Annotated in this window: 15 protein-coding genes; 8 read left to right on the forward strand and 7 right to left on the reverse strand. The window is 74.8% G+C overall.

Annotated features, from left to right (window positions below; translation table 11 throughout):
* The first annotated feature begins 411 nt into the window (after positions 1 to 411).
* The 6 genes from ABZW03_RS18125 (at position 412) to ABZW03_RS18150 (ending at position 9,452) form a co-directional block, all read left to right on the forward strand.
* A complete protein-coding gene (locus ABZW03_RS18125) occupies positions 412 to 2,844 on the forward strand; it encodes a SulP family inorganic anion transporter (protein ID WP_355258701.1) in 2,433 nt (810 codons plus the stop codon).
* 242 nt (positions 2,845 to 3,086) lie between these two features.
* Entirely contained in the window at positions 3,087 to 5,045 is a 1,959-nt protein-coding gene (gene acs, locus ABZW03_RS18130; protein ID WP_355258704.1) for an acetate--CoA ligase, read from the forward strand.
* A gap of 429 nt (positions 5,046 to 5,474) precedes the next feature.
* The gene (gene nhaA / locus ABZW03_RS18135) at positions 5,475 to 6,914 is read left to right on the forward strand and encodes a Na+/H+ antiporter NhaA (RefSeq protein ID WP_355258707.1); all 1,440 of its coding nucleotides are present in this window, start codon (positions 5,475 to 5,477) and stop codon (positions 6,912 to 6,914) included.
* Positions 6,915 to 7,229: 315 nt separating this feature from the next.
* Entirely contained in the window at positions 7,230 to 7,706 is a 477-nt protein-coding gene (locus ABZW03_RS18140) for a phage holin family protein (RefSeq protein ID WP_355258710.1), read from the forward strand.
* Between the two features lie 175 nt (positions 7,707 to 7,881).
* On the forward strand, positions 7,882 to 8,997 hold the full coding sequence (locus tag ABZW03_RS18145; protein WP_355258713.1) for an alpha/beta hydrolase: 1,116 nt from the start codon (positions 7,882 to 7,884) through the stop codon (positions 8,995 to 8,997).
* A gap of 245 nt (positions 8,998 to 9,242) precedes the next feature.
* Entirely contained in the window at positions 9,243 to 9,452 is a 210-nt protein-coding gene (locus ABZW03_RS18150) for a hypothetical protein (RefSeq protein ID WP_355258716.1), read from the forward strand.
* A gap of 52 nt (positions 9,453 to 9,504) precedes the next feature.
* Here ABZW03_RS18150 and ABZW03_RS18155 read toward each other — a convergent pair whose 3' ends face one another.
* The 4 genes from ABZW03_RS18155 to nth all read right to left on the reverse strand — a co-directional run bounded on the left by ABZW03_RS18155 (position 9,505) and on the right by nth (position 13,278).
* Complete coding sequence (locus tag ABZW03_RS18155; protein ID WP_355258718.1) at positions 9,505 to 10,206, reverse strand: metal-dependent hydrolase; 702 nt, start codon at positions 10,204 to 10,206, stop codon at positions 9,505 to 9,507.
* A gap of 189 nt (positions 10,207 to 10,395) precedes the next feature.
* Entirely contained in the window at positions 10,396 to 11,583 is a 1,188-nt protein-coding gene (locus ABZW03_RS18160) for a MarP family serine protease (RefSeq protein WP_355258721.1), read from the reverse strand.
* A gap of 46 nt (positions 11,584 to 11,629) precedes the next feature.
* The gene (locus ABZW03_RS18165; protein WP_355258723.1) at positions 11,630 to 12,358 is read right to left on the reverse strand and encodes a CoA pyrophosphatase; all 729 of its coding nucleotides are present in this window, start codon (positions 12,356 to 12,358) and stop codon (positions 11,630 to 11,632) included.
* Positions 12,359 to 12,399: 41 nt separating this feature from the next.
* Positions 12,400 to 13,278 (reverse strand): endonuclease III, encoded by an 879-nt coding sequence (gene nth, locus ABZW03_RS18170; protein ID WP_355258726.1) that lies wholly within the window; start codon positions 13,276 to 13,278, stop codon positions 12,400 to 12,402.
* 123 nt (positions 13,279 to 13,401) lie between these two features.
* On the opposite strand from nth, the gene ABZW03_RS18175 reads away from it, so the two are divergent.
* The gene (locus ABZW03_RS18175) at positions 13,402 to 14,016 is read left to right on the forward strand and encodes a response regulator transcription factor (RefSeq protein WP_355258729.1); all 615 of its coding nucleotides are present in this window, start codon (positions 13,402 to 13,404) and stop codon (positions 14,014 to 14,016) included.
* A 217-nt stretch (positions 14,017 to 14,233) separates the two neighbouring features.
* Positions 14,234 to 16,762, forward strand: coding sequence for an FtsX-like permease family protein (locus tag ABZW03_RS18180; RefSeq protein WP_355258731.1), 2,529 nt, complete (start codon positions 14,234 to 14,236; stop codon positions 16,760 to 16,762).
* Between the two features lie 42 nt (positions 16,763 to 16,804).
* On the opposite strand, the gene ABZW03_RS18185 is transcribed toward ABZW03_RS18180, so the two are convergent.
* The 3 genes from ABZW03_RS18185 to ABZW03_RS18195 all read right to left on the reverse strand — a co-directional run.
* Positions 16,805 to 18,079: a histidine kinase gene (locus ABZW03_RS18185; protein WP_355258734.1), complete on the reverse strand. Its 1,275-nt coding sequence runs from the start codon at positions 18,077 to 18,079 to the stop codon at positions 16,805 to 16,807.
* Between the two features lie 144 nt (positions 18,080 to 18,223).
* Positions 18,224 to 18,724, reverse strand: coding sequence for a MarR family transcriptional regulator (locus tag ABZW03_RS18190; RefSeq protein WP_355258737.1), 501 nt, complete (start codon positions 18,722 to 18,724; stop codon positions 18,224 to 18,226).
* Positions 18,725 to 18,766: 42 nt separating this feature from the next.
* Positions 18,767 to 19,954 (reverse strand): FUSC family protein (locus ABZW03_RS18195; protein WP_355258740.1); only part of this gene is annotated, 1,188 nt, incomplete at its 5' end.

Raw genomic sequence — 19,954 nt, forward strand, 5'->3', positions numbered from 1 at the left:
CCAGCCGCTGCCGCCGCCCGGCCCGGCCCGGCCCGGCCCGGCCGCAGGGTGCCGCGGCCGCCGCCACCAGCAGCAGATTCCCGACCGTTCGGCCACCACCCAATGGGGTGAATCAGGGGGTTTTCCGCTTCCCTCCCGGAACCACGCTGTGCAAAGCTTTCATTACCCTCGGTTTACCGAGTCTTGATGGTTCGCCCGGCGGCCCCCGGTGAGACGTCCCGCACCTCACCCGGAGCCCTGGCGGGCCTGATGGTCGACGCCGGCCGGTGACACCCGCACTCCCCCGCCGCGCCCACGCCATCCCGCCACACCGTCGCGACCCACGACAGCCGATCCGCCGCCCCGGAACCCCCACCCCGGACCCATCACCGGACCTGACTGCGTTCGTTCCCCCGGACAGACGGGAAGACCATGACCCTCGACATCTCCAGTGCCCCCATCGCCTCCGACACCACCGACCACGCGCCGCCGGGCCCGGGCCCCGGAACCCGCTGGGCCCACGACCTCTCCGCGTCCCTCGTGGTCTTCCTGATCGCCGTGCCGTTCTCCCTCGGCATCGCGCTCGCCACCGGCGCCCCGCTCACCGCCGGCCTGGCCGCCGCGGCCGTGGGCGGAATCGTGGTCGGGCTGTTCGGCGGCACACCGCTCCAGGTCAGCGGCCCCTCGGCGGCCCTGACGGTGGTCACCGCCGGGCTGATCGCCCAGTACGGCTGGCGGGCCACCTGCGCCGTCACCGTCGCCGCCGGCCTGCTCCAACTCCTGTTCGGCGCACGCCGGGTGGCCCGGACGGCGCTCGCCGTCTCGCCCGCGATCGTGCACGGCATGCTGGCCGGGGTCGGCATCACCATCGCCATCGCCCAGCTGCACGTCGTCCTCGGCGGCTCACCGCAGAGCTCCGCGGTCGCCAACCTCCTGGCTCTCCCCGGCCAGTTGACGGGCCCGCACCCACCCGCGGTGCTGGCCGGAGCGGTGACGGCGGCCGTCCTGATCGGCTGGCCCCGGCTCGGCCGACTCCCGGGCCGCGCGGGTGAGTTCGGTGCCCGGCTGGCCAAGGTGCCCGGCCCGCTGGCCGGTATCGCGTTGGCCACCGCCCTCGTGTTCGCCCTGGACCTGCGGCTCGCCCACATCGAGCTGCCCGACTGGCGGCCGCAGGTGCTCCTGCCCGCGCTGCCGCACGGCCCCGTCCTCGGCCTGCTCGCCGCCGTCCTCACCGTCACCGCCGTGGCCAGCGTGGAGTCCCTGCTGTCCGCCGTCGCGATCGACCGGATGTCCCTCCGCACCGGCGACCTCGACCGAGAACTGCGCGGCCAGGGCCTCGCCAACCTGGTGAGCGGGCTGGTCGGCGGGCTGCCGGTCGCCGGGGGCGCGGTGCGCGGCACCGCCAACGTGCGGGCCGGCGGCCAGACCAGGTGGGCCTCGGTGCTGCACGGCGTCTGGGTGCTGGCCGCCGCGCTGGCGCTGGCCGGCGGACTGCGCCGGATCCCGCTGGCTGCGCTCGCCGCGCTGGTGCTGGTGGTCGGGCTCCAGATGGTGAGCTTCGCGCACATCCGCAAGGTGCACCGGCACCGCGAGTTCCCCGTCTACCTGATCACCGTGCTCGGCGTGGTCGCCGCCGGCGTGCTGTGGGGCCTCGCGATCGGCGCCGGCACCGCCATACTGCTCGCCCTCTACCGGCTGACCCGCGCCCACGTGGACGTCGAGACCGGCCCCGACGGCACGGTCACCGTCCAGACGCACGGCCCGCTCACCTTCACCACCGTGCCCCGGCTCGGCCGGGCGCTGGCCGGCATCCCGGCCGGGGCCGAGGTCACCGTGGTCCACGACGGCTCCTTCCTGGACCACGCCGCGTACGAGACGCTGCACAGCTGGCGGGCCGGGCACCAGCACACAGGAGGCCGGGTCTCGATGGTGACGCGCCGCCGGGACGACGAGGTGCTCGACCCGGACGGCACCGTGCGCGCGGGCAGTTCACCGGGCCCGCACCGCTGCCGGGCCTGGACGCCCTGGGTCGGCCACCACTGCATCGAACAGCAGGAGGACCCGCACGGCCGGCTGCTGGACGGGGTCCGGGTGTTCCAGCTGCACACCGCCCCGCTGATCCGACCGGAGCTCGCCCGCCTGGCGCGCGAGGGTCAGGCGCCCTCCCAGCTCTTCCTGACCTGCGCGGACTCCCGGATGGTCACCAGCATGATCACCAACAGCGGCCCGGGCGACCTGTTCACCGTGCGCAACGTGGGCAACCTGGTGCCGGCCCCGCACGAACCCGGAGCGGCGGACGACTCGGTGGCCGCCGCGGTGCAGTACGCGGTCGAGGTGCTGGAGGTGCGCTCGATCACGGTCTGCGGCCACTCCGGCTGCGGTGCGATGCAGGCGCTGCTGGACGGCGTGCACGAGCGCCCCGGGCCGCCCACCCCGCTGGCCCGCTGGTTGCGCAACGGCCGCGGCTCGCTGGACCGGCTCCGACGGGTCCCGGCGGAGTTCGCGGCCCGGCCCGCGGTGGACGTGGTGGAGCAGCTCTGCATCACCAACGTGGTCCAGCAGTTGGACCAGCTGATGGCGAACCCGGCGGTGGAACGCCGGGTCGAGGAGGGCACCCTGCGGCTGGTCGGGATGTACTTCGACTTCGCGACGGCCCAGGCCTATGTCCTGGACCGGGCCGCCGGGACGTTCAGCCCGGTCGAGGCCCGCGCCGGGAGGCGCGCGAAGGAAATCGAACGCCACGCCGAGGCCCCGATCGGAACCGCCCCCGGCGACCGGCCGAACACAGCATCGGCCGAACGGGTGAATGAGGACGATCGGGCTCCGATCGACGGCAGCGAGGAGGACCCCCGGCTGGCTGCCTGAGAGCCGGGTCCGTGTCCCCGCCGGGCGGGCCGGGGCACGGGCCCACCCACCCCCGCACGGTCGTCCGGTCCGCCGCGGCGCACCGTGCGGGCGGCCGACCGGCCGCCGGTCAAAGGTCTACACCAATTCCCAGGAGCCTCTTGTCAACTGCCCCGTTCGCCTGGTGAGCTGTGCGCTGGGACACACGGGACAATCCCCACGCACGGGAACGCCCCCGATCATGACTCGATGAGGAGTGCGCGTTGAGCAACGAGAGCCTGGCCAACCTGCTCAAGGAGGAGCGGCGCTTCGCCCCGCCGGCAGAGCTCGCCGCAGCCGCCAACGTCACCGCGGCCGCGTACGCGCAGGCCTCCGAGGACCGTCTGGGTTTCTGGGCCGAGCAGGCCCGTCGCCTCACCTGGGCCGTCGAGCCGACCGAGACCCTCGACTGGTCCAACCCTCCCTTCGCCAAGTGGTTCGCCGACGGCAAGCTCAATGTCGCGTACAACTGCGTCGACCGCCACGTGGAGAACGGCCTGGGTGACCGGGTCGCCATCCACTTCGAGGGCGAGCCCGGCGACGGCCGTTCGATCACCTATGCCCAGCTCAAGGACGAGGTCTCGCAGGCGGCCAACGCGCTGCTGGAGCTCGGTGTCCGCAAGGGCGACCGGGTCGCCGTCTACCTGCCGATGATCGCCGAGGCGGTCGTCGCGATGCTCGCCTGCGCCCGGATCGGCGCGACCCACTCGGTGGTCTTCGGCGGCTTCTCCTCCGACGCCGTCGCCTCCCGCATCCAGGACGCCCAGGCCAAGCTCGTCATCACCGCCGACGGCGGCTACCGCCGCGGCAAGCCCTCCGCCCTGAAGCCGGCCATCGACGAGGCGCTCACCAAGGCCGACGGCGTGGAGCACGTCCTGGTGGTCCGCCGCACCGGGCAGGACATCCCGTGGGCCGAGGGCCGCGACGTCTGGTGGCACGAGATCACCGCGCGCCAGTCCACCGAGCACACCCCCGAGGCGCACGACGCCGAGCACCCGCTGTTCATCCTCTACACCTCGGGCACCACCGGTAAGCCCAAGGGCATCCTGCACACCTCGGGCGGCTACCTCACCCAGGCCAGCTACACCCACCACGCCGTCTTCGACCTCAAGCCGGAGACCGACGTCTACTGGTGCACCGCCGACATCGGCTGGGTCACCGGCCACTCGTACATCGTCTACGGCCCGCTCTCCAACGGCGCCACCCAGGTGATCTACGAGGGCACCCCGGACACCCCGCACCAGGGCCGGTTCTGGGAGATCGTCCAGAAGTACGGCGTGACCATCCTCTACACCGCGCCGACCGCGATCCGCACCTTCATGAAGTGGGGCGACGACATCCCCGCGAAGTTCGACCTGTCCTCGCTGCGGGTGCTGGGCAGTGTCGGCGAGCCGATCAACCCCGAGGCCTGGGTCTGGTACCGCGAGCACATCGGCGGCGGCACGTGCCCGATCGTGGACACCTGGTGGCAGACCGAGACCGGCGCCATCATGATCAGCCCGCTGCCGGGCGTCACCGAGACCAAGCCGGGCTCGGCCCAGCGCGCCCTGCCGGGCATCGCGGCCACCGTGGTGGACGACAACGCCGTCGAGGTGCCGAACGGTTCCGGCGGCTACCTGGTGCTCACCGAGCCGTGGCCGTCCATGCTCCGCACCATCTGGGGCGACGACCAGCGCTACATCGACACCTACTGGTCGCGCTTCGAGGGCCGCTACTTCGCCGGTGACGGCGCCAAGAAGGACGAGGACGGGGACATCTGGCTGCTCGGCCGGGTCGACGACGTCATGCTCGTCTCGGGCCACAACATCTCCACCACCGAGGTCGAGTCGGCCCTGGTCGGCCACCCGTCCGTGGCGGAGTCCGCCGTGGTCGGCGCGACCGACGCCACCACCGGTCAGGCCATCGTCGCCTTCGTGATCCTGCGCGGCGGCGTCACCGAGAGCCCCGAGCTGGTCGAGGAGCTGCGGGCGCACGTCGGCCGCACGCTCGGCCCGATCGCGAAGCCGAAGCAGATCAAGGTGGTCGGCGAGCTGCCGAAGACCCGCTCCGGCAAGATCATGCGCCGCCTGCTGCGCGACATCGCCGAGGGCCGCGAGGTCGGTGACACCACCACCCTGGCCGACAGCACGGTGATGAGCCAGATCCAGGCCCAGCTGCCGGCCTCGGACAACGACAACGGCTGAACAGGGCGGACGGGACCGGGCCGGCAACGACCGGCCCGCAGGTGAGGGCTGAGCCCCACTCTGCTGAGCCCCACTCTGCTGAGCCCCGCTGAAGACGACGGCTGTGCCCCGGGCGGTGACCACCGCCCGGGGCACAGCCGTTTCCTCGGCACCGTCGGCAACACACCCGCCGGACCACCCCTCGGACGCCAGGCCGTGCCACCGCCCGGTTGCCGGATCGCTGCTCCTCCGGGGTGCAGAACCGGCCCGTAGGGCTTAAGTCCTTGAATAAGACAATCCGGATGTCACTCGAACGCCCCGCTAGACTATTAAGGACGTATCAAGATCCCTTGACGGGAATCGCGGGCGTCACAGGGCGCGCCGGGAAGTCTGGTCGGCAACTGCACCACCCGTGCATCCGTTGCCGCTCCCAGCCCCAGGAGGTCCCACGTGACCGATCAGCCGCCCGTCCACGAGCCGACGACCCGACGCCGGCAGCTCCTCGGTCGGCTGTCACTGCCCGAGCGCACCTTCATCACCGACGCGCTGCGCACCGAGACGGTCGGCGGCATGCTGCTGCTGGGCGCCGCCGTCATCGCGCTGATCTGGGCCAACGTCTGGCCGCACGCCTACCAGAGCGTGCTCGACTACACCGTCGGCCCCTCCGCCCCGCTCCACCTCGACCTCTCCCTGGCCACCTGGGCCAAGGACGGCCTGCTGACGATCTTCTTCTTCGTCGCCGGGATCGAGCTCAAGCGCGAGTTCGTCGCGGGTGAGCTGCGCACGCCCAGTGCCGCGCTGCTGCCCGTGGTCGCGGCCGTCTGCGGCGTGGCGCTGCCCGCGATCCTCTTCGCCCTGGTGAACTCCGGCAGCGGCGGACACCCCGGGGGCTGGGCGATCCCGACCGCCACCGACATCGCCTTCGCGCTCGGGGTGCTGGCGGTGGTCGGCAGCCACCTGCCGGCCGCGCTGCGCGCCTTCCTGCTCACCCTGGCGGTGGTCGACGACCTGATCGCGATCCTGATCATCGCGGTCTTCTACAGCCACGGCATCAAGTTCTGGGCGCTCGGTCTGGCCTTCGCCGGGCTGGTGCTGTTCTGGTTCCTGCACCGGCGCGGCGTCCACGGCTGGTACCTCTTCGTACCGCTGGCCGTCGTCACCTGGGCGCTGATGCACGAGAGCGGCATCCACGCCACGGTGGCGGGCGTCACGATGGGCCTGATGCTGCGCTGCCACCGGGAGGGCGACGAGCAGCACTCCCCCGGCGAGCACATCGAGCACCTGGTCCGCCCGCTCTCGGCCGGCCTGGCCGTCCCGCTGTTCGCGCTGTTCTCCGCCGGGGTGGCCGTCTCCGGTCCGAAGCTGCGCGAGGTGTTCACCCAGGCCGCCCCGCTGGGCATCGTGATCGGTCTGCTGGTCGGCAAGTCGCTGGGCGTGTTCGGTGGCGCCTGGCTGACCGCCCGGTTCACCAGGGCCGAGCTGAACCCGCGGCTCAAGTGGGCCGACATGGTCGCCGTCTCGGTCCTCGCCGGCATAGGTTTCACGGTCTCGCTGCTGATCAGCGAACTGGCGTTCCCGGACGACCCGGCGCTCGCCGCCCGGGCCAAGACGGCCGTGCTGGTCGGCTCGGTGCTCTCCGCGGTGGTCGCCACGGTGCTGCTGAAGCTGCGCAACCGGCACTACCGCGCGCTGTGCGAGGAGGAGGAGCGGGACGTGGACGGGGACGGCATCCCGGACGTCTACCAGGAGGACGACCCGGCCTGGCGGGCGAGGGTCGGCGAGTCGGCCCGCCCGACGACCGGCGGGGAAGTCGGGGAAGGCGGGGAAGGCGGGGAACACGAGCCCGGCCGCGGCTCCGGTCACCGGGGCCGCTCGGGACAGTCCGGCTGAGGCGGCTCCCGCCGCGGCGACTCCGGCCGAGGGCGACTCCGGCCGAGGGCGACTCCGGCCGAGGGCGACTCCGGCCGAGGCGCCCGCCCCGGAAACCCCTCCGGGACGCTCCCGGAAGGCGCGGGCGAGACCGTCCGGAACGCCCCGGCCGTCGGGACACGTCCCCCCGCCGGGGCCCCGGAGTGGTGTGCGACTGACCGGTAGGGGCATGATTCTGAGCTGTCGACAACCCACAGACGCCTCCGGACCCCCCACCGGCCCGGAACCGCACACCGCGGCGGCGTCACGCCGCACAGCCGCAGAGGAGAACCGCTGATGCCCGCAGGAGCCGCAGACCCGTCCAGCAACGGCCGGGCGCCCTACGAGGGCGAGCGTTCGGTGGGGCAGCTGTTCGCGGCGGCCACCGCCGACCTGTCCGCACTCGTCCACGACGAGATCGCGCTCGCCAAGGCCGAGATCCGGGCGGACGTCAAGCGCGGCGTCTCCGGCGGCGTCTCGCTGATCGTCGCCGGTGTGGTGGCGCTGTTCTCCATCCCGATGCTGAGCGCCGCGGCGGCCTTCGGCATCCACGCGCTGGGCCTGTCGCTGGGCTGGTCCTTCCTGATCGTGGCGGGCGCCTACCTGCTGCTCGCGGTGCTGCTCGGGGTGCTGGCCTGGCGCTCGTTCAAGAAGATCGAGAAGCCGGTCCGCACCATCGAGGGCGCCCAGCGGACCGCCGACGTGCTGAAGAACGCCCGGCCGCGCCCGGCCACCCAGGAGGAGATCGACCGGGCCTTCGGCCGCATCCCGTAACCGGCACCCCGCAAACCAGCCCCGCGAACCAGGGCACCCGGTGACCGGCACCCGACGCCGGTGCCCCGCCGCCCACGCCGCGCCACCGGCGTCGGCGGGGCACCGGCGGGCGCCGGACCCGCCGACAACGAGTGCCGGGCACGTGTCCGGCGCGCGGATGTGACACGCTCTCGGTATGCCGCTTGACCAGAAGCCCGTGCCCGCGCAGCCGTCCGCCGAGTCCGGCCCCGACTCCGGCGCCGGACTCACCCCCGGAGGCCCCGCAGGCCCCGAGGGCCCCGGCACCGCCCCCGAGGGCACCGGCCTGGCACCCGCGCGAGAGCCCGACCGGAAGCCCGAACGGGAGCCCCGCGACGCGGCCGCCGCCGGGGCCCCGGCGGAGGGCGATGAGGCCTGGAGCATCCGGCAGCCCGGCCCCTGGACGCACCGCGACCTCGCGGCCAACGGTGCCCGCTTCCACATCGCCGAACTGGGCTCCGGCCCGCTGGTGCTGCTGGTGCACGGCTGGCCCGAGTACTGGTGGGCCTGGCGCCACCAGCTGACCGCGCTCGCCGAGGCCGGCTACCGGGCGGTGGCCCTCGACCTGCGCGGCATCGGCGGCAGCGACCGCACCCCGCGCGGGTACGACCCGGGCAACCTCGCCCTGGACATCACCGGGGTGATCCGCTCGCTGGGCGAGCGCCGCGCGCACCTGGTCGGGCACGCCTCCGGCGGCACCCTGGCCTGGGTGGCGGCGGTGATGCGACCGTCCGTCATCCAGAGCCTGACCGCGGTCTCCGCCGCGCACCCGCGGGACCTGCGCCGGGCCCTGCTGACCGACCGCCGGCAGTTCGCCGCCTTCGAGCACGTGCTGGGCTTCCAGCGGCCGTGGATACCGGAACGCCGGCTGGTGGCCGACGACGCCGAGCTGGTCGGCCGCTACCTGACCTCCTGGACCGGTCCGAACGGCCTGGACGAGGCCGCGGTGCACGCGTACCGGCAGGCGATCCAGATCCCCAGCACGGCGCACTGCTCGATCGAGCCGTACCGCTGGCTGCTGCGCTCGATGGCCCGGCCGGACGGCATCCAGTTCGCCCGCCGGATGAAGAAGCCGATCACCGCGCCGACCCTGCACGTCCAGGGCGCGGCGGACCCGGTGCTGCTGTCGCACACCGCGCTCGGCGGCGGCGAGTACGTGGCGGCGCCGTACCGCTGGCGGCTGATGCCGGGGGTCGGGCACTTCCCGCACGAGGAGGCGCCGGAGGAGTTCACCGCCGAGCTGCTGGACTGGATCGGCCGCCACAAGGAGTGACGCGCACGGAGCCCGACGCGGCCGCCCGACCCGGTCGCCCGACGGGGCCGCCTGTCGCGCTCGCCCGTCGCGCTCGCCCGTCGTAGCCGCCCGTCGTAGCCGCCGGACACGGCCGTACGGGCGGTCGACCGGAAGGGCCCTTGGTCCCAACTCCCTTATTTTTACGCTCATATGACAACCGCATAGGCCAATTTCGGCGGCGCCCAGGCGGTTACCTCCACCGGCCCAGGGGCATCCCTTCCGGTATGAGTTGGATGCCCGGAAGCGGCGGCGCCCCGCGCGGCCGACGTCACAACAGCCCCCAGCGCTCCGCCCACCGGCCCGACCGGGCGGACGACCTCGGCTTCGACGGCCCGGACGGCCGTCAGCGCACGGAACGGCGGCAGCTCGGCATCCCCCGCATCCTGGGCCGGCGCGCCCGCTGGGTGGGCGCACGGCTGCGGCGCGAGACCTGAGGCCTCGCGCCGCAGCGCACCGGGCGGTAGGGGATGGGGCCCCGCGCCCCGTTCAGTTCACGATCGTCGGCGACAGCGCGGTGAACCAGAGCAGGACGAAGGTCGCCACCGACATGACCGGCACCAGCACCTTGGTCTCGACGCTGTTGCCGCTGCGCTTGATCAGCACCACCTCGTAGCGCTCCTTGTGCGGCCAGAGCAGCGGCGCGCCCTTCTTCGTCAGGCAGTCGCCGAGCAGGTGCGCCAGCGTGCCCAGGGCCACCGCGTACGGCAGCCAGCCGGGCGAGTTGGGCATCCAGGTGTTCATCCCGAAGGTGCCGAGCGCGGCCAGGCCGATGACGGTGATCCACGCCTCCGGGCCGTCGCCCGGCGGGCAGAGCCGCAGCGCCCGGATCGCGAGCGCCAGCAGGAAGAAGGTCAGCCCCAGGGTGAAGTCGCGGCCCAGGAAGGTGACCCCGGCCCAGGTGCCGCCGCCCATCAGGGCCACGAACAGCAGCGAGTGGGTGGCGTGCCGGTGGCCGCCGGAGACCCAGGCCACGAAGCGGCAGAGCAGCTTGGAGACGGGACCGAGGAAGTTGGCGATCGAGCCGTCGTGGTGGTCGAGGTCCGGCAGCAGCGCCGCGCCCGCGCACAGCACCGTGCCCATCAGTATGTCGGCCGGCTGCAGGGTGGTGTGCAGCAGCAGCGGGGGCAGGAAGGGAGCCGAGGCCGCGTACAGCATCGCCCCGCTCACGGCGTGCGAGTGACCCATCATCGGACTGCCACGACCTCCCGTCGGACCCACGCCGGGACGGCGCCCGGTTGAGCCGAACGGGTGAGCGCGGCCGACGCTACCAGGGGCACCTGACGGATCGACGGACATCGGACCACCCGGCCCGGCGCGTCCCGGGACACCCCGCGCGGCGCCCCGAACCGCTCCCGAACACCCCCAGGTCAAGCCAGGTCAGAGCGCGCAGCCCTGGGTGTCCACCCGGGCGGTCGCCGCGCCGCCCTGCACGACGTCCTCGCGCACCTCGGCCGCCGTCAGCACGTAGCCGGTGTCCGCGCTGTCCAGGGACTTGGCGAAAACCACCCCGTACACCTCGCCCTCCGGGGTGAGCAGCGGCCCGCCGCTGTTGCCCTGCCGGACCACCGAGCGCACCGAGTAGACGTCGCGGACCACCTGGCCGCGGTGGTAGATGTCCGGGCCGTTGGCCTGGATCCGGCCGCGGATGCGGGCCGGCTGGACGTTGAAGGCGCCGTTCTCCGGGAAGCCGGCCACGATCGCGCTGTCGTTGGTCTTCGCCTCGCCCGCGAACGGCAGCGCGGGCGCGTTCAGCTTGGGCACGTCCAGGACGGCGATGTCGCGCTGCCAGTCGTAGCGGACCACCGTCGCGTCGTACAGCTGGCCGACACCGCCGATCTGCACGGTCGGCTCGTCGACCCCGCCGACCACGTGGGCGTTGGTCATCACCCGGTGCGGGGCGAAGACGAAACCGCTGCCCTCCAGGGTCTTGCCGCAGGAGGTCGCCGTGCCGACCACCTTGACCAGGCTCTGCCGGGCCCGCGCCACCGCCGGGCTGGCGGCCAGCGCGGGGTCGGGGCTGTCGACCTGGGTGATCGGCTCGTGCTCGAAGGGGTTGAACACCTGCGGGAAGCCGTTGCGGGCGAGCACCTTGGAGAAGTCCGAGAACCAGTTCGGCGCGTCGCTGGGCAGCGCGTTCTGCACCCCGCCGAGGACCGCCGAGGAGCGGACCTGCTTGGAGACCGTCGGGAGCGAGGCCCCGGCCAGCGCCGAACCGATCAGCCAGGCCACCAGCAGCATCGACACGACGTTCACCACCGCGCCGCCGCTGGCGTCCAGCACCCGGGCCGGGCGGCGCCCGATGTGCCCGCGCAGCTTCCAGCCGAAGTGCGCGGTGATCGCCTGGCCGATCGCGGCGAGGACGATCACCACCACCACGGCCACCACCGAGGCCGTGGTGCCCGGGCCGATGTGGTCGAGCAGCAGCAGCGGCAGCAGCTCGACGGCGATCAGGCCGCCGCCGAGGAAGCCGACCAGCGAGAGCACGCCGACCACGAAGCCCTGCCGGTAGCCCGACACGGCGAAGGCCACGGCCGCGAGGATCAGCAGCACATCCAGGACGTTCACTCGGACACCCTCCCACGGGCCGCGCGCCGGACGCGCCGACGACCGGTCACGAAGCGTCGGCGTCGCCGCCCGGCAGCACCCGGGAGTGTTCGAGGTCGCCCTGGACCAGCGCCAGCGCCTCGTCCGAGAGGTCGACGATCCGGGACGGGTCCCAGGGCAGCTCCAGGCCGCTGTGGTGCAGCACCCGGTCGATCACCCCGGCGGTGAAGCCCCAGACCAGCCGCCCGGCGACGGCGAAGGCCGGCCCGATGTGCCCGGACGGGTGGCGCAGCCGCACCCGGTTCGCCGGGTCGGCCAGCTCCGCGATGGTGACCCGGAACACCGCGCCGGTCTCGGCCGCGTCCACCGGGCGCACCGGCGACTCCTCGCGCCACCAGCCCAGCACCGGGGTCACCACGAAGCTGCTCACCGGGATGAAGAGCCGGGGCAGTTCCGCGAACACCTGCACCCCGGCCGGGTCCAGGCCGGTCTCCTCCCAGGCCTCGCGCAGCGCCGCCGCGATCGGGCCCGGGCCGTTCGGATCACCGTCCTCGGGGTCCAGCGCACCGCCCGGGAAGGACGGCTGACCGGCGTGCGAGCGCAGTGAGCGGGCGCGCTCGATCAGCAGCAGGTCCGGCCCCTCCGGGCCCTCGCCGAACAGCATCAGCACGGCCGCCGGACGGCCGCCCTCGGCCGGCGGCAGGAAACGGCTCAACTGCTCCGGCAGCACCCGCTCGGCCGCCTCCCGGACCGGCTCCAGCCAGTCCGGCAGCCCGTCCAGCTCGATGCCCCGCACGACTCCCCCGGCGTCCGGCCCGGGGTTCCCCCACCGCGCGCTCACGCGTCCACCGCCAGGTCCGCGACCTGCCCGTGGTGGACGGCGGCGTCCGCACGGGCGGCCGCCTCACCGGGGAAGTCGGCCGGCGGCCGCAGCCGCTGCCCGGGCTGGCCGCCCATTTCGTACTTCAACAGCTTGCGTGCCTTCTCCGGGTCGGTCTCCCCCTCGCCGTACGAGGGGCAGAGCGGCGCGATCGGGCAGGCGCCGCAGGCGGGCTTCTGGGAGTGGCAGATCCGGCGGCCGTGGAAGACCACCCGGTGCGAGAGCATCGTCCACTCCGACTTCGGGAAGATCTCCGCGACGGCCGCCTCGACCTTCACCGGGTCCTCCTCGGTGGTCCAGCCGAACCGCCGGGCCAGCCGCCCGAAGTGGGTGTCCACGGTGATGCCGGGGACCCCGAAGGCGTTGCCGAGCACGACGTTGGCGGTCTTGCGGCCGACGCCCGGCAGGGTCACCAGGTCGGCCAGCCGGCCGGGGACCTCGCCGCCGAACTCGTCGCGCAGCGCCGCCGAGAGGCCGAGGAGCGACTTCGCCTTGTTCCGGAAGAAGCCGGTCGGGCGGATGATCTCCTCCAGCTCCTCCGGGTTCGCCGCCGCCATGTCCTCCGGCGTCGGGTACTTCGCGAACAGCGCCGGGGTGGTCTGGTTCACCCGCAGGTCGGTGGTCTGCGCCGACAGCACGGTGGCCACCAGCAGTTGGAAGGGGTTCTCGAAGTCCAGCTCCGGGTGCGCGTACGGGTACAGCTCCGCCAGCTCGCGGTTGATCCGCCGGGCCCGCCGCACCATCGCCAGGCGCGATTCCGGCTTCCGCGGCCGCACCGCCGCCTTCTTCGCCGCCGGCCTGTCCGCCGCGGCCTTCCGGACCTTGCTCTCTGCCATGCACGAAGGCTACGCCGACCGGCGGACCGCTCGGGGCCGATCAAGCACGGAAACCGGCCCTGGCAAGGCCTGTTGTCTAATGAACCCCGTCCGTGGCCGTCACCTGACAGGGGGAGAGTGCGGATGATCAGGGTCCTGCTGGCAGAGGACATGACCATGGTGCGCGGCGCGCTGATGGCCCTGCTCGCGTACGAGGAGGACCTGGAGGTCGTCGCCGACGTGGAGCGCGGGGACGAGGTGGTGCCGACCGCCCTGGCGGTGCGCCCGGACGTCGCGGTGCTCGACATCGACCTGCCCGGGCTGGACGGGCTGCGGGCGGCGGCCGAACTGCACGAGAAGCTCCCCGGGTGCCGGACGCTGGTCCTCACCGGGCTGGTGCGACCCGCCCACCTGCGCGCCGCGTTCTCCGCCCGTGCGCTCGGTTTCCTCGGGAAGGACGCCCCCGCGCAGGAGCTGGCCGCGGCGATCCGGAAGGTGGCCGCCGGCGAGCGCGTCGTCGACCCGGAGCTGGCGCTGGCCGCCCTGGACACCCGGGAGAACCCGCTGACGCCCCGGGAGTCGGAGGTCCTGCGGCTCGCGGCGCGGGGGGACTCGGTCAGCGAGATCGCCGCCCGGCTGTTCATCTCGGCGGGCACCGCGCGCAACCACCTGGCCGCCGCGGTGGCCAAGACCGGGGGGCGCGGCCGGGTCGACGCGATCCGGATCGCCGAGGAGATGGGCTGGCTGCCGACGGCGTAGGCCCGCGGCGGGCCGGCGAAACCCGGGCTCGGTACCGGTCCGGGTGACCTGGCGCCCGCCGGTTGACGGACCGTGCGTTTCGCACGGATCCGGCCGTGGACGACCCACGGAAAAGCTCAACCAGGCCTTCCTTCGTCGGCGAAGGGAATTCCGGCCGGTGCGCCCGGAGCTAGGCTCGCGATGACATCGAGGGCGTACCACCGGGGGGCTGAGCCGCGTGTTGAAGCTGGCCTGGCGGACGGTGCGGGGCCGGAAGGCGGGCTTCGCCGGCGCCTTCACCGCGCTCGTCTGCGCCCTGGTCCTGACCGTCGCCTGCGGGGTCCTGCTGGAGTCCGCCCTGCGCACGGGCACCCCCACCGAGCGCTACGCCGCGGCCCCGGTGGTGGTCGGCCACGGCACCCGCATCCCGGACGCCGGACCGCTGACCGCCGAACTCGCCGGGCTGCCCGGCGTCGCGGCCGCCGTCCCGGAGGTCTCCTTCCCGGCCGCCGTGGTCACCGCCTCCGGGCAGGTCCTGGCCGGCCCGCAGGGCGGCCCCTCGCTCGGGCACGCCTGGACGAGCGCCGCCCTCACCCCGTTCCGGCTCACCTCCGGCCGCGACCCGGTCGGGCCGGACGAGGTGGTCCTGGACGCCGCGACGGCCGCCCGTGCCGGGGTCGCGGCCGGCGGCACCGTACGGCTGGCCACCACCGAGGCGCCGCGCGGCTACACCGTGTCCGGACTGGCCGCGCCGGCGAGGGGGCCGTCCCGGCAGAGCGCGCTCTTCTTCAGCCCCGGGCAGGCCGCCCGGCTCGCCGGGACGACGGCCGGCGCGGACGCGATCGGGCTCACCGCGCGGGACGGGGCCGACGTGCGGGAGCTGGCCGAGCGGGCCCGGCGGGCGCTGGCCGCGGCACGGGCCCGCGACGGCGAGCCGGACTGGTCCGGCCCCCGGGTGCACACCGGCGACGAGCGCGGCGAGCTGGAGTTCTCCGGCGTCCCCGGGCCGGGGGACGGCCTCTCCTCGCTGGCCGGGACGACGGGCGTGCTGTCGCTGTTCGTCGCGGTCTTCGTGGTGGCGGGGGCGCTCGCGCTCTCCGTCCAGCAGCGGCTGCACGAAATGGCCCTGCTGCGGGCGGTCGGCGCCACCACCGGGCAGGTGCGGCGGATGGTCGCGCTGGAGGCGCTGGTGCTGACCCTCGCGGCCGCGGTCGTCGGCCTCCCGCTCGGGGTCGGGCTCGCCGCACTGCTGCGGAGCGAACTGGTCGACCGCGGGGTGGCCCGCCCGGACGTGCCGCTGCACGTCGGCCCGACCGCCCCGCTGATCGTCCTGGCCGGCGTCGTCGTCACCGCGCAGCTGGCCGTCTGGGCCGCCGCGCGCCGGGCCTCCCGGGTCGAGCCGACCAGGGCGCTGCGCGACTCCTCGGCACCGCCGCCCGGTGTCGGCCGGCTCCGGACCGGCCTCGGGCTCCTGACCCTCGCCGGCAGCGGCGTCGTGCTGGCCGGTTCGACGGACGGCCGCCGCGGGGCGGGGACGGCCGAGAGCACGGTGCTGGTGCTGCTGCTCGGGGTGGCCCTGCTCGGGCCGCTGATCGGCCGGGTCGCGAGCGTGGCGATCGGCGGGCCGGTGGGCCGGCTCTTCCCGGTCACCGGCTTCCTCGCCTCCGCCGCCCTGCGGGCCCAACCGCGCCGCTTCGCCGCCGCCGTCACCCCGCTGGTGCTGACGGTGGCCTTCACCGGCACGATGCTGTTCGTCCCGGTGGTCAAGGCCCGGGCCTACGCGGCCGAGGACGGCCGACGGCTGCTCGCCGACCACGTGGTCCAGGCCGACGGGATCGGCCTGCCACCGGAATTCACCGCCACCGTACGGGAGTTGCCGGGCGTGCGAGCGGCCGGCGGACTGGTGTCCACGACCGTGCTGGCCTCCGTCGGCGACGCGGGCCAGCACGGGCTGACCGCCCGGATCGTCGACCCGCAGGGGCTGGCGGAGCTGGTCGACCCGGGGGTGACGGCCGGTTCGCTGGACGGGCTGCGCGGCGCGGCCGTCGCGCTGGGGCGGCGAACGGCCGACGAGCTCGGGGCCGGCGTCGGCGCCACCGTCCAGATCGCGTGGGAGGACGGCACCGACGGCACCGCGACGGTGGCCGCGGTGTACGACCGCGACGCGCGGTTCGCGGACGCGCTGCTGCCCGCCTCCTTCGCCGCCGCCCACGCACCGGACCGGCTCGCGCCGACCGTGCTGGTCCGCACCGCGCCCGGCGCCGACCCCCGGCAGGTGGGCCGGGAGCTCCGCGGCCTCGTCCCGGCCTACCCGATGGCCCGGGTCAGCGAGCGGGCCGACTACGACGCGGCGCGGCGGCACCAGCAGGAGTCCGCCACCGCGGTCGGGTGGCTGCTGCTCGGCATGATCAGCCTGTTCACCGCGATCGCCGTGGTCAACACCCTGGTGATGGCCACCGGCGAGCGGCTGCGCGAGTTCGCGCTGCTGCGGGTGGTGGGCACCACGCGGCAGCAGGTGCTGCGGATGACGGCCTGGGAGGGCGGGATCACGGTCGCGGTGGCGCTCGCCCTCGGCGCGGCCGTCACCGCCGCCGTCCTGGTCCCGGTCAGCCTGGCGCTCACCGGGACGGCCTGGCCCGCACCGCCCTGGGGCTGGGTGGCCGCCGTGCTGGGCTCGGCGGCGCTGCTGGGGGTGGGCACCGTGCTGCTGACCGCCCGGCTGGCGCTGCGGCGCGAGCCCGTCGAGGTGATGGGGATGCGTGAGTAGCCAGCCCCTCCGGGCGGTCGTCAGGCGGACGTCAGGCGGCCGTCAGGCGGCGCGGGCGGTCTCCCGGGCGGGCTCGGCCTCGACCACGGCGGCCAGGTGGAACCAGCCCGTTCCGTCCCGCTCGGCGGTCAGCCGGCCGCCGACGGCCCGCAGCCGCTCGGCGAGGTTCCCGATGCCGTGCCCGCCGCCCGGGTCGGGCGGGGCGGCGTCCGGGTCGCGCCGGGCGGCGTGCGGTTCGCGAGGGGCGTCCGGATCACGTGAAGCGCCGCCCGGTTGGCGCGGGGTGGCGGAACGTTCGCACGGTACGCCGTCGTTGGAGACCAGCAGCCGGACCGCGCCGCGCTCGTCCCGGCCCGCCCGGATCCCGCAGTGCCGGGCCGCGCTGTGCCGCAGCAGGTTGGTGACCGCCTCGCGCAGCACGGTGGCCAGCACCGCGTCGAGTTCGGGCCGCAGCCCCTCGCAGTCCAGTTCGGCCTCGACCTCGATCCCCGCCGCCCGCAGCACCGAGACCGCCGACCGCGCCTCCCGCGCCAGGGACATCCGCAGGTCGCCGGTGGAGAGCCGGCGGGTGTCCGTCATCGCCTGCCGGACCAGGGCCAGCACCTCGGCGATCTCCGCACGGGCGCGATCCGGGTCCTCCGCGGCCAGCCGCTCGACGAGCTGGCACTTCAGCGCCGCCACCGAGAGGCTGGAGCCGAGCAGGTCGTGCAGGTCGCGCGCGAAGCGCAGCCGCTCCCGGTCCACCGCGAGTTCGGCCAGCTCGGTCCGGGCCGCCCGCAACTCGGTGATCAGATCGGCGAGTCGGGCCACCCCGTACACCACGACGCCGCCCACGGCGGTGGACACCGAGGCGTTGACGCACTGGCCGAGGTTGCCGCCCAGCGCCGCGCAGAGCGGGTACTGGGCGGCCACCAGGGCGGCGAACAGCGCCCAGGAGCGCGGTGGCGCGACGGTCAGCAGAACCGTTCCGGCGAACGAGCCGGGGATGCCGACCCACGACCCGTCGAGCAGCAGGAACGGCAGGTAGGTGAGCACCCCGTGGGCGACCAGGCTCCACGGCCACCAGCGCCGCGGCAGGCGCCACGGCCCGGCGTGCCCGAGCTGGCAGCCGAGCAGGACCAACAGGAGGGCGACGGCGGGCAGTTGGTAGGACAGACCGTCGTGGTTGCGGACCGTGGCCACCACCGAGGCGGCGCAGAAACCGACGGCGACCGTCACCACGATGCCCCGGGTGAGCCGCGCGAGGGGGTCGCCGGAGCCGCCCGGGCGCTCCGGACGGGAGCGGTCGCCGTCGGTTCGGTCCGCGCTGTTGCCCAAGGGGAGCTCCCGGTAGACGACTCGACACACCGCGCGCGGCGGGAGCCCGCTCCGCACCCGGCGCGCCGCCCCCGTACGCCCGCACCACGAGCATAGTTTCCCGCCGCGGCAGCGCCCTTGACGCTCCGCCACCGCCCGCCGGGCTCAGCCCAGGGTGCGGCCGATCGTCCCCTCCAGGCTGTTCAGCAGACCGCTGAGGGCCTCGGCGAGCCGGTCCTGCTCGGCGGGGGTGAGGCCGGCCAGCAGGGCCCGGTCGTGGGCGACGAGCTCCTGGATCAGGCCGTCCACCAGCGTCCGGCCCTCCTCGGTGAGCGCGAGGTGGGCGACCCGGCGGTCCCGGTCGTCGGTGCGGCGGCTGACCAGCCCGCGTTCCTCCAGCAGCCGCAGCCGCTTGGTGACGGCGGCGCCGGAGGCGAAGCTCTCCCGGGCCAGCTGGGTGGGGGTCAGCTCGCGGTCGAGGCGGCGCAGGGCGCCGAGGATGTCGAACTCGGCACGACTGAGGCCGGACCGGGTGAGCGGGTCGGGGGTCTGCTGGAGCAGTGCGGCGCAGCGGTTGATCCGTCCGAGGACGGCGATCGGACCGGTGTCCAGCCCCGGGTAGGCCCGCTCCCACTGGCGCAGCACACCTGCGACGACGTCCTCCACGCGTGCTGCTCCCGTTCTGCGGCCTGCCGGTCGGCTCCGATCCTAGGCCGAGACCCGGCGGGGCCGGACGGTGTCCGGCAGGGCCTCGCGGCCACGGCGTTCCGGCGGGGCCCCGCCGCGGCGTTCCAGCAGCGCGGCCAGCAGGTGGTGGGCCTGCTGTTCGGTGGCGGCGGCACGCTGGTGCGGGAGGGCGGGGCGGCGCCACTCGCCGGCGGCGGTGTCGGCGGCCTCGCGCAGTTCCAGCAGGGCGGCGGCGAGGCCGGTGCGGGCGGCGTGGGCCTCCGGGGTACCAGCGGCGCCGACGGCATCAGCGGCGTCTGCGGCATCAGCGGCATTACCGGCATCGGCGGCGGAGACGGCGGCCAGCGCCCGGTGGCCGGCGGCCTCGGCCCCGGCCAGGGCGCGGCCCAGCCGGGTGGCGGTGCGGCGGTTGGTGACCAGCAGGCAGGCCGCGAGGCCGGTGAGCGCGCCGACGCAGGTGTCCAGCCAGCGGTCGGCGACCAGCGCCCCGGCCGGCTGGGGGCCCGCGAACTCGGTCATCAGCAGCGCCATCGGGGTCACGAAGACCGTCGCCAGCCAGTAGCTGCGGGCGATCGTCGCCTCCGCACCGAGCTGGCAGACCAGCCCGAGCCCGATCAGCGCCACCGGGCCCGCGTGCGCGACCGGCAGCACGGCGGTGAACAGCAGCAGGCCGAGCAGGTTGCCCAGCACCCGCTGCAGCGCGCGCTGCCAGGACAGCGTGCTGTTGGCCTGGAACACCGAGGCCGCGGTGACCACCGCCCAGTACGGCCGCCCGACGCCGAGTGCCAGCGAGAGCCACCCGGCGGCGGCGCAGCCGACCGCGACCCGCAGGGCGATCGGCAGCAGCGCCGAGCCGGGCCGCAGCGCCCGCCGGAGCGGCGGCCGGGGGCCGGGGCGGCGGACGGCCGGCTCGGCCGCCTCCGCCTCGGTGAGGTCGGGCGACGGCAGCGGGCGGCCGCGCCGCAGGTCGCGGGCCCAGCCGAGGTACCGCGCGGCGTCCTCCTCGGGCCGGGCCGAACCGGCCAGCGCGGCCTCCGCGCGCACCAGCAGCCGCTCGGGCGCGTCGCCGAGGATGCGCCGCCGGGCCGGGCCGGAGAGCGCGAGGCTCTGCCAGGCCGCCTCGACCGCGCCGACCAGGGCGGTACGGGCCGCGGCGTCTTCACGTACGGCAAGGAGTCGCTCAACCTCAACCAGGAGATCCTCTCCGGA

Origin of the sequence: Kitasatospora sp. NPDC004799 (assembly GCF_040609095.1) — a bacterium.
Lineage (GTDB): Bacteria > Actinomycetota > Actinomycetes > Streptomycetales > Streptomycetaceae > Kitasatospora.

Excerpts from the sequence above, each read along its gene's own strand:
- ABZW03_RS18125 (WP_355258701.1), top strand. The coding sequence starts at position 412 with ATGACCCTCGACATCTCCAGTGCCCCCATCGCCTCCGACACCACCGAC.
- ABZW03_RS18140 (WP_355258710.1), top strand. The coding sequence starts at position 7,230 with ATGCCCGCAGGAGCCGCAGACCCGTCCAGCAACGGCCGGGCGCCCTAC.
- ABZW03_RS18145 (WP_355258713.1), top strand. The coding sequence starts at position 7,882 with ATGCCGCTTGACCAGAAGCCCGTGCCCGCGCAGCCGTCCGCCGAGTCC.
- ABZW03_RS18150 (WP_355258716.1), top strand. The coding sequence starts at position 9,243 with ATGAGTTGGATGCCCGGAAGCGGCGGCGCCCCGCGCGGCCGACGTCAC.
- ABZW03_RS18155 (WP_355258718.1), bottom strand. The coding sequence starts at position 10,206 with ATGATGGGTCACTCGCACGCCGTGAGCGGGGCGATGCTGTACGCGGCC.
- nth (WP_355258726.1), bottom strand. The coding sequence starts at position 13,278 with ATGGCAGAGAGCAAGGTCCGGAAGGCCGCGGCGGACAGGCCGGCGGCG.
- ABZW03_RS18175 (WP_355258729.1), top strand. The coding sequence starts at position 13,402 with ATGATCAGGGTCCTGCTGGCAGAGGACATGACCATGGTGCGCGGCGCG.